The sequence below is a fragment of the Anaeromusa sp. genome (assembly GCF_028691475.1).
In the GTDB taxonomy this organism is placed as follows: Bacteria; Bacillota; Negativicutes; order Anaeromusales; family Anaeromusaceae; genus Anaeromusa.
Window position 1 is genome coordinate 1 of sequence record NZ_JAQUZF010000133.1, and the last position, 6,179, is coordinate 6,179.

Annotated in this window: 5 protein-coding genes; all 5 read left to right on the forward strand. The window is 53.5% G+C overall.

Annotation, left to right across the window (positions count from 1 at the left end):
* The coding region (locus tag PHF27_RS12775) for a SufD family Fe-S cluster assembly protein (RefSeq protein ID WP_300070787.1) at positions 1-621 on the forward strand (621 nt) is incomplete at its 5' end.
* Between the two features lie 152 nt (positions 622-773).
* A protein-coding gene (gene prfB, locus PHF27_RS12780; RefSeq protein WP_300070790.1) for a peptide chain release factor 2 occupies positions 774-1,881 on the forward strand; the annotation gives its coding sequence in 2 pieces (ribosomal slippage) (positions 774-845 and positions 847-1,881; 1,107 coding nt in all).
* Positions 1,882-1,884: 3 nt separating this feature from the next.
* Positions 1,885-2,571 (forward strand): LmeA family phospholipid-binding protein, encoded by a 687-nt coding sequence (locus PHF27_RS12785; RefSeq protein WP_300070793.1) that lies wholly within the window; start codon positions 1,885-1,887, stop codon positions 2,569-2,571.
* A gap of 110 nt (positions 2,572-2,681) precedes the next feature.
* Positions 2,682-4,736, forward strand: coding sequence for a DUF5693 family protein (locus PHF27_RS12790; protein WP_300070796.1), 2,055 nt, complete (start codon positions 2,682-2,684; stop codon positions 4,734-4,736).
* Entirely contained in the window at positions 4,729-5,817 is a 1,089-nt protein-coding gene (gene csaB / locus PHF27_RS12795; protein ID WP_300070799.1) for a polysaccharide pyruvyl transferase CsaB, read from the forward strand. Before PHF27_RS12790 ends, csaB begins: the two co-directional genes overlap by 8 nt.
* The last annotated feature ends 362 nt before the right edge of the window (positions 5,818-6,179 follow it).

Consider the following 6,179-nt stretch of genomic DNA (forward strand, 5'->3'; position numbering starts at 1 on the left):
TTTACCATGATTCACCGCTGGGGAGAAGAAGTGGCTGTACGGCCGCGGACTGGTGTAATCGTCGAAGAGGGCGGCACGTATTTGTCGAATTACATCTGCTTGCAGCGGGTAAAGGATATTCAGATGTATCCGACGACACGTCTGGTAGGTCGGGGCGCGGTGGCGCGGCTGAATTCCGTTATAGTGGCTCCCGAAGGAGCGCATATGGATATCGGCGGCCGGGTGATTCTAGAAGCTCCCGGAGTGCGCGGCGAGATTGTGGCGCGAACGCTGTCCACAGGGGGCATTATTATTAATCGCGGCCATCTGTTGGGCAAGGCCCCGGAAAGCAAGGCGCATCTAGAGTGCAACGGCTTGATTTTGCATCCGAAAGGCGTGATTCACGCCATTCCGGAGCTGGAGGCGCGAACCGACAATGCTGAGCTCAGCCATGAGGCGGCGGTGGGCAAGATTGCGCCGGAAGAGATCGAGTATCTTATGGCGCGCGGCTTGAATGAGGACGAGGCTACGGCGACGATTGTGCGCGGCTTCTTAAATGTAGATATCGAGGGCCTGCCGGAGACTCTGGTGCAGGAGATCGATAAAGCGATTAATGAGTTCTCGGTGAACAAGGGAATGTAAGAGTACGGTATTTTGAACAGGAGTAGAGGGAGTAAAGTGAGGGCTATGGAGTACGGTTTTAATATAAAAAATACACATAACCCTATTTCGAGCCCTCCCTCTACTCCGATTACTCCTGTTAATACTATTATTATCTTAAAGGGGCTGAAGGCATGTTATTGGAAGATTTACGGGTGGAGATCGTCCGTGTTGGAGAAACGCTAGAGGAAATGAGGGGATCTCTTTGACGTAGCTGTCAAAGAGGAAAAGATCGCCGAACTGGAATATGAAATGGGAGCGCCGGATTTCTGGGATCATCCGGAGAAGGCGCAGCAGTTGATGAGGGAAACGACGGCGTTGAAGGACACTTGCGAAACCTACCGGAAGCTGGAAAGTCGTTATGAAGATATGCAAGTGCTTTGGGATTTGGGTATGGAGGAGAAGGACGAAAGCCTGTACCCGGAAGTGGAATCTTCGTTGAATCAGCTTAAGCAGGAGCTGGAGCATCTGCAGTTGACGCTGCTTTTGGCGGGAGAGTATGATGCCAATAATGCTATTTTGACGCTTCATGCCGGCGCGGGCGGCACGGAAGCCCAAGATTGGGCGCAAATGCTGCTGCGCATGTATGTGCGCTGGGCGGAAAAGGGCGGCTATAAAGTGGAGACCATGGATTTTCTCGCTGGTGATGAAGCTGGCGTGAAAAGCGCCACCATTTTAGTCAGCGGCCATAATGCGTACGGGTATCTGAAATCGGAAAAAGGCGTGCATCGGCTGGTGCGTATTTCGCCCTTCGATTCCAGTGGCCGGCGGCATACCTCTTTTGTGGCGTTGGACGTCATGCCGGAAATTGACGATACGGTAGAAGTGGACTTGAATATGGCCGATGTGCGCGTAGATACGTATCGCGCCAGCGGCGCCGGCGGTCAGCATATCAACAAAACTGACTCTGCGGTGCGCATGACCCATATACCGACAGGAACTGTGGCTCAATGCCAAAGCGAACGGTCGCAGATTCAAAACCGAGAGCAGTGTCTGCATATGCTGAGGGCGAAGCTGTTTGTCTTGGAACGGCAGAAGCAGGAGCAGGAGCTGAACGAGCTGGCCGGAGACTACCAGGCCATTGAATGGGGCAGCCAAATTCGTTCTTATGTTTTCCATCCGTACAATATGGTCAAAGACCATCGGACGAATGCGGAAACAGGCAATGTACAGGCTGTTATGGACGGGGATTTGGAGCTGTTTATTCAGGCGTATTTGCGCCGGGGAATGCAGGGGGACTAAGTCGTGCGTAAAACAGGTACTGTTTTGGCGATGATTGCGGCAGTTCTTATTTTGCTGGAGCTGCTGCTGCCGGCAACCTTGAACGGCATGTTGGAAGCGTCGTTGACCAAACAGTTTGAAGCGGACACTGTGGAGGCGGAAACAAGCGGTCGGCCGGCTTTGTTTTGGTTGACCGGGCATATGCCACGGCTGCAAGTGACTGCCGTGAAGGGAAGGCTGGATCGTTTGGCCTTTGAGGAGTTGTCCGCCGATATTCAAGACGCCCGCATTGATTTGTTATCTTTGCTGCAGAACCAGCGCATTTCCCTGCAGAATCCGCGGAAACTGTCTGCGCGACTGGCGGTTAGCGAAGAGAGCTTGGCGGAACTTTTGCGGCAGGAAATGAAGGGCTTTGAACAAGTTCGCGTGCAAATTCATCCAGAGAAAATCGATATTTCCGGCGCCTATGGCGTTGGCGGCGTCTTCTCCCTGCCGTTGCAGGTGGAGGGGCGCGTTGAGACGGACGGGGATACGATTCGTTTTGTGCCTACTTATTTTAAAGTAGGCGGCCGCAGCGTGCGCCAGCTGGGAAGCCTTGGCGGCAAGGGCGTGATGCTTCTGGATGTGAAGCGTGTGCCTGTGCCGATGGTGATTGCTGATGTGCAAGCCCAAGAAGGCCGGCTGACGATTATTGCTAAAGAAAGAAGTTAAACGCTTGTTTTGGCAGGAGTTTTTTCTTTTAGCGCGAATTAAGGAATGTTGCCTCAGTACGGCGTAAGCTGCCGTACTTGAGAGAAAGCAAAGTTAAGGTGGAGAGGTTTTTGACGAAATTCCGTTATAACCGCTGGCTGCTGGCCTGCATGGCGCTGGGGCTTATTGCTGCTTTGTATGCAGGTTGGCAGAGACATCAGACGGAGACGGCCAATCATACTGTGGAAATGGTTTATGACCGTGAAGAGCTGGCGGAATTGGCCCGGATCGAAGGGCGTTCGGAGCAAGACGTGCTGGCGCAGTTTCGCGAAGCAGGCGTAACGTCGCTGGCCGTGTATGAGCGGACGTTGGAGAAGTTGAATCAAAACGGTCAGGTGACAAGCATGCCTGGGGCTCATTTGCTGCACCAGTATCGTACGGGAACGCTGTCGGACCCTTTTTGGCGTCGCTTAGTCGAAAACGGGCGCATTGCGGCCGAAGATATTTATGTCATTGGTCACGATGAAGCGGTGTTTAGCGAAGTCAAAGCGGATTTGGAACGTCGTTTAGGAGAGAGCCGCGTCCTTTCGGTGGCGGAAGGCCAGCGCGTGCTGCAGGTAAAAGCCGACTATGAAAAGGCTGTCAAATGGAATTTAGGTCTGCCGACTGATGAGATGCGCCAAGTGGCGCAGGCAGGCTTTTTAGTCGTGGTCCGCCCCAGCAATTACACGCTGGTGAAGGCGGAGGACGTGGAAGCGGCTTTTGCCCGTATCGATGCGGCAGGCGTGCAAAAGCAGGTGAGCACGCTCATGTTTGTGGGTGAAGAGGCGTTGGGGTATCCGAATCAACTGGCGCTGACGGCGCAGAAGATGAAGGAGCGTCAATTGACCTTGGGTATGATCGAACATCCGTTGCAGCTGCAGTTTGTTAAGCAGGATGGCCTGTTGGACTTGGCGGCTTTGGTGAATTATCGGGCGGCGCGGGTGTACACCATCGCTAAGGATGAAATGCTGAAGCTCAAACCGGACGAGGCGGCGCATCGTTGGCCAGTGACGGATCAGGAACGCAATATTCGCATTAACTTGCTGCGGAAATTCGTCAAGACCGATCCAGGGAAGACACTGCTAGAAACAAACCTCGATTATGTGCGAGCTACGCGCAGCGGGATTATGGAAAAAGGCTTTGCGATTGGCCGGGCCGACGTGTTTGCTGAGTATACGCCTTCGCCGTATGTGTTGGCGTTAATCATGCTCGGCGCAGCGGCATCCGGAGTGCTGTTCTTGTCCCTTGTGCGGCCGTTTTCGCCGTTGTTGCAGTATATATTGCTGGTGATTACCGCGGCTGTCTTGATAGTGCCTGTCTTTAAAGGCGGCGGGTTGATGGCGCGGCAGGTGGCGGCTTTAGCGAGCGCCGTGATTATTCCGGCTTTGTCCATGACCTGGCAGTTGGATCGCTGGCGTTGGCTCTCGCCGAAAAAAGGCGCGCCTTTGACGCGCATTCTGGGCGATGGAGCGGTAAGCTTGACGCTGCTGGTGCTCTTCTCTTTGGTTGGCGGCTTGTATGTGGCCGGCTTATTGGGCGATGTGCGTTTCTTCTTGGAAATGGAGATTTACCGTGGCGTCAAGGTGACCTTTATAGCGCCGCTTCTTTTGGTTTCCATTACGTATTTGGCTCGCCATAACCTCTTTGGGCCGGAGCCTGTACTCGGCGTAGTACCGCAGCTGAAACGCATGCTGAACTATCCGATTTATGTGAAGACACTGCTAGGTGTTGCGTTATTGGCTGTGGCGGCTTGGATTTTTGTGGGTCGTTCCGGCCATACGGCAGGCGTGCCGGTTCCTGCAATCGAGATAAAACTACGGGCGTTTTTGGAAAAAGTGATGTACGCCCGGCCGCGGGAAAAAGAATTTTTGATAGGTCATCCGGCCTTTTTTCTGGCTATGCTGGCGTGGTATCGCCAGTGGCCTAGGCTGGTGCATTTTGTTTTGGTACTGGGAGCGACAATCGCTCAGGGATCGTTGGTGGAAACCTTTGCTCATTTGCGTACGCCGGTGCTGATGTCGACGGTGCGGGCTTTTGACGGTCTGCTCGTGGGCATTGTATTTGGCGTGCTGGCTGTGGTTGCTTTGCAGATTGCCCAGTATCTCACATACCTGCTGGAAAGGAGAACCGCAGGGGATGAGTGAGATTGCCATTTCAGGTTATTATGGTTTTTCCAACGCCGGCGACGAGGCGATGCTGGCGGCGATGATTGAAGTTATTGGAGATCTGGCGCCGGAGGCGATCATTACGGTCATTTCAGGCAATCCGGACGATACGCGCCGCCGCCATGGCGTACAGGCGGTGCATCGTTTGGATGTGCCGGCGGTGATGCGCCTTTTGAAGCGTTCGAAGCTGCTTATTAGCGGCGGCGGCAGTTTGCTTCAGGACGTGACCAGCGAGCGGAGTCTGTATTACTATTTGGGCGTCATGTGGCTGGCCAGACGCATGGGTACGCCGGTTATGTTGTATTCGCAGGGAATTGGGCCGGTTTGCGGCTCCTTGGCGCAGCGAGTAATGCGCTACGTAGGCAATGACGCGGCTCTGATCACGGTGCGGGACGAAGGTTCGCTGGAAGAATTGCGGCGTTTGCATATTAGCAGGCCGCCGCAGGAAGTGACCGCAGACCCGGTACTAGCGATGCATCCGGTGGACAAAGGGCTGGGGCGTGTTATTCTGAAACGTCATGGTCTGGAGGGTACAGCGCCGTTGGTGGGCTTGGCCATCCGCGAATGGCAGGGCTGGGACGGTTATAAGGAAGCGCTGGCGCAAGCCGCAGACCATTTGGTGGAGAGCTGCGGCGCACGTATTGTGTTTCTGCCTATGCAGTCTACAGAAGACATACAGGCGGCGCGCAAGGTGCAGGCTCGCATGAAGCAGCACTCGGTGGTTCTGCAGGACGCGTATACCACGAGCGAACTGTTGTCGCTGGTGGGGAATTTAGATGTTCTTTTAGGCATTCGGCTGCATGCGTTGATTTTCGCGGCGATCATGCAGGTGCCGTTAATCGGCATTTCGTACGATCCGAAGATTGAACGCTTCTTGTCTATGCTGGGAGAAAAGCCTATTGGCTCGCTGCGCAACCTGCAGGCGGAGGAACTGTCCGAGGCGGTGCAGGCGTTGCTGCAAAACCCGGCGCGCCCTTGGCTGCCGCGCATGAGAGAACTGCGTGATAAAGCCTATCGGGCCGCGGAGCTGGCGGTGGACCTACTGAATAAGAAACCGTAGAGAAGGTGGGATGTGGATTTTTTAACAGGAGTAGAGTGAGTAAAGTGAGGGTACGAAGTACGGTTTTAATTTGAAAAGATATAAGGTCCATGGGATCTGTTGCTCTAGTAACGGTTTCTATCGAGATAGCACTGAATGCAACTAGGGTCAGTTGCGTTATGGCAAGTGACGTTCTTTTGGGACGTGGTGCTTTATAAAAAGGCTCTTGGAATTTTTGTATGTATTATATAAGTAGAATAACTCAACTTTCGCACCTCAAAAACAGCTTTGAATCCTTGCTGCTTCTAAGGTCATCTTATTTTCAATATAGGCCTTGAAATATAGAAAAACACCCATCTGTTATGGTAAAGTGAATTTGCACA